This is a genomic window from Micromonospora deserti, from assembly GCF_003236335.1.
Lineage (GTDB): Bacteria > Actinomycetota > Actinomycetes > Mycobacteriales > Micromonosporaceae > Micromonospora > Micromonospora deserti.
The window spans coordinates 1-2,014 of record NZ_POUB01000475.1 but is presented as its reverse complement, the minus strand read 5'-3'; the positions used below and the strand labels follow the sequence as shown (position 1 = coordinate 2,014).

Annotated in this window: 3 protein-coding genes; 2 read left to right on the top strand and 1 reads right to left on the bottom strand. The window is 71.3% G+C overall.

From position 1 onward, the window contains the following. Both C1I99_RS31295 and C1I99_RS31290 read left to right on the top strand, forming a co-directional pair. On the top strand, positions 1–261 hold a 261-nt coding region (locus C1I99_RS31295; RefSeq protein WP_146604106.1), incomplete at its 5' end, for a sigma-70 family RNA polymerase sigma factor. Continuing rightward, on the top strand, positions 258–1,103 hold the full coding sequence (locus tag C1I99_RS31290; protein ID WP_111137737.1) for a hypothetical protein: 846 nt from the start codon (positions 258–260) through the stop codon (positions 1,101–1,103). The genes C1I99_RS31295 and C1I99_RS31290, both read left to right, overlap by 4 nt. A gap of 117 nt (positions 1,104–1,220) precedes the next feature. Here the strand turns inward: C1I99_RS31290 and C1I99_RS31285 are convergent, their stop codons facing one another. Further along, positions 1,221–1,733 carry a pyridoxamine 5'-phosphate oxidase family protein gene (locus tag C1I99_RS31285; protein WP_158554129.1) on the bottom strand — a complete coding sequence of 171 codons (513 nt, stop codon included), beginning with the start codon at positions 1,731–1,733 and terminating at the stop codon, positions 1,221–1,223. Positions 1,734–2,014: the final 281 nt, after the last annotated feature.

The following is a 2,014-nucleotide window of genomic DNA, read 5'->3' as shown; positions in this document are numbered from 1 at the left end:
GGCGGGAAGGACGCCGAGCGGCCGACACCGCCCGACTCGCCGGAGAACCGGTTGGTGATGCTCCAGGCGCTGGCCGCCGTTCCGCCGCGTCAGCGGGCCGTCCTGGTCCTCCGCTATTGGGAGGACCTGTCGGTCGAGGAGGCGGCAGCACTGTTGGAGTGCTCGCCCGGCACGGTGAAGAGCCAGGCGGCTCGCGGCCTGGATACGCTGCGCGGCCTCCTGTCGCCCACGTACAGCGGGATCGAGAAGGGGGAACGATGAACGGAGAAGAGTTGCGTGAGGCGCTGCGCAGCGAGATGGCGGCCACCATCCCGCCGCCACGGTTGAGCACGGCCGCCGTGCTCGGCGCCGCCCGGCGGGCGCGCGTCCGCCGCCGTGCCGTCTTGGCCTGCGCCGGATCCGCAGCCGCGGTTCTGGCGGTCACCGGCGTCGCGGCCGTCGGCATCCCGGGTGCTGGCGGCTTCAGCCCGGCGGGTCCTGGACCGCAGACCATTCCGCACCCGTCGGCCAAGGACACCGCGACGCCGTGGCCAACCGGCCCGGACGGGCACCCGCAGGGGGACCGGACCGCGCGGGCGGGTTCCAGGTACGACCAGGCGATCCGACTGCTCGACGAGATCGTCTCCGTGGTGCCCGCCGGCTACACCGCGCCGGAGAACCCGGCGAACCAGCCCGCTGACCAGATGCCGCTGCGGGCCCACCAGGCGCAATTCGAGGACAAGGTGAACGGCGCCGACGTATGGAGTTACATGTCCTCGGCCGCCGTGGCCCAGGGGGAGCGGATGGGGCGCTTGCTGGTCGAGGTGCACACCGCGGGCAGTCAGCTACCGGATGAACCGTGCGCGCTGGCCCGGCAGTTCTGGGGCATGCAGGGCGAGTGCCAGGTGATGACCGTTGGAGCGGCACAGGTCGGCGTGGTAGTCCGGCCTGCCGACGACGACCGGTTCGACCAGTGGGCGGCGTTCCGGCATCCGGACGGTGTGGTGACGTTCGTTGCGCAGGGGGCGAAGCTCGGCGACGGCCGGCCGGAGTTGAGGACACTGCCGTTCTCCACCCAACAGTTGGCGGCCCTCGCCGTCGACGAACGATTCCACCTGCGGTGAGGCGGCATCGCGTCGGCTACCGCTGCCGCCGCGCCCGCTGACAGGGGGCGTACGTGACCGGCACCGATCGGGTCACGTACGCCCCGCTCGGTTCGGGCATGGGCAGGCGCAGCAGAGTCACTGGTCGCATTCGTCGTGGCGGCGCCAGCGGGTGGAGCTGAGTGCCTCGCTCGTGGCGAAGCCGTAGGCGCTGGTCGGGGTCAGCGCGTAGGCGTCGTATGGCGGGGGACCGGCGGTTGGGGCACCGTCGGCATCGTGAAGTGCGCCGTCGCGTGCGGTGACGTGCCAGTCGTACTTCTGTGCGTAGGCATGCGCGACGTCGCGCAGCCTGTCGTTCCGGTGTACCTTCGTCGCTCGGCCGTGCACCACATCGATGGATGGGGCGTTGGCGGCGATGACGCATTCTGGATTGATCGCGAGATTGCGTGCCTTACTGCTCCGGCCGGATGTGGCGAAATGCAGGGTGCCGTCCACCAGGACGGCAAGGACCGGCACCATGTGGGGGCGGGCGTCGGCGCCCGTTGTCACGAGCCAGTACGCGTCGGCGGTGCCGAGGCGCTCCATCGCCTCAGACCAGGGGGTGCCGGGCTGGCGCGAGGTGAGCGGCTCTGCGTGCAGTGGCTGAGTCACCTGGGTCTCCTCATGGCTGAGTGGCTGTCTCGAGGTGAGATGTCCGTCAGGAGGTCGCTGCTCATCTGGCTGCGGTAGGCGGCGGTACCGATGCCGCCTGGGACTGCCCCGCCGAGCTCCCCGCTTGGTGGTCATCGCTCCTCCGATGTGCCGAATGCGGCGAACCGCTGCACGCCGCCGACGTCGACGTCGAAGACGGCCCTGGCGCACCCGGCCACGATCCCGCGCGATCGTAGGCTGTCGACCGCCCGCCGCGCTGGGCGGGAACTGGGCGGGTGGGG

Coding starts and splice junctions, on each gene's coding strand:
- C1I99_RS31290 (WP_111137737.1), top strand. CDS start 258: ATGAACGGAGAAGAGTTGCGTGAGGCGCTGCGCAGCGAGATGGCGGCC.